Below are 1095 nucleotides of genomic sequence, written 5' to 3' on the forward strand. Positions count from 1 at the left end.
ACTAGTAGAAGAGAAAAACCAAGAAACCGTTCAAAGATTAACGTTAAATTTGCTAGATAACAGCGGTTGGAAATTGGATAGTTGGCAATATGGTGAACCTGTATCAGCTAACACTCATATTACTTTACGCTATCAAGATGAACACTTAGTTGGTAAAACTGCCTGCCACAGTTACAGCATTGCCGTTCGTGATACCTTACGACCGGGATTTATCAATTTAGCCGCTGATTATTCAACAATGGACACCACAGAGTGTACCACTGAGCAGCAAGATGCTGATAAACGTTATCTGGAACAGTTGGCCCATGTTAATCAGTTTACTTTTTTTGCAGGGCGACTAACGCTGTCATATAACTCTAATGGACATTTAGGTGTAATGATTTTCTCGCCACAAACATCGTCAGAGAATTAAAATCATTTGTGAGATCAAAAATAGCCCCAGATAGCTAATGTCGGGGCTATTTTTATTGGTGTTAATGTAAATTGTGGCAATGAGCTTAATCGATTAATAACCACCTAATCGTTGGGCCTGATGCACCATTTCTTGTCGGGAGTAAGCCTGTTTTTTTAGCTGTTCAATGGCTTGTTGAGTCGAAGTAAAAGCAAACTGTGTGATATCGATATTATGAATATTGACCCATTGAACTTCAGCCACATCATCTTGAGCGATAACTGTCGGTTTTTGATCTAGTTTGACGATAAAGAAACAATCACAGGTTTTGTATTCTACCGTTTTATATTGGTAGGTATTGCTGTAAGAATGCACATACGTTAGCGAGTAAATTGATAACCCCAGTTCCTCTTTAATCTCACGAACAGCCGCTTGTTCTAAGCTTTCATTTGGATCAACAAATCCGCCTGGAAGGTCATACATTCCTTTTTTTGGGTCTCGCCCTCGAATCGCGACTAATACCTCATCATTAACAACAATTGCGACCATAACCGCCGCTGCTGCATTATGAAAATAGGTAAATTGACACTGCTGGCAGATAAATTCTTTGTAGCTAACTCGCTCTAATGATGGCGAGCCACATTGTGGACAATAGTGCATACCATCTCTCTTATTGTTGTTGTAACCAGTCTAAAATAAATCTG

General features: G+C 39.4%; 2 protein-coding genes. One reads left to right on the top strand and one right to left on the bottom strand.

Features of this window, described 5'->3' with window-relative positions:
- On the top strand, nt 1-412 hold a 412-nt coding region (locus I3255_RS14700; protein ID WP_238039495.1), incomplete at its 5' end, for an META domain-containing protein.
- Between the two features lie 93 nt (nt 413-505).
- On the opposite strand, the gene I3255_RS14705 is transcribed toward I3255_RS14700, so the two are convergent.
- Nucleotides 506-1051, bottom strand: a complete 546-nt coding sequence (locus I3255_RS14705) for an NUDIX domain-containing protein (protein WP_275949799.1) — start codon at nt 1049-1051, stop codon at nt 506-508.
- Between the last annotated feature and the right edge of the window lie 44 nt (nt 1052-1095).

Source organism: Psychrobacter sp. Ps6, from assembly GCF_022129235.1.
Classification (GTDB): domain Bacteria; phylum Pseudomonadota; class Gammaproteobacteria; order Pseudomonadales; family Moraxellaceae; genus Psychrobacter.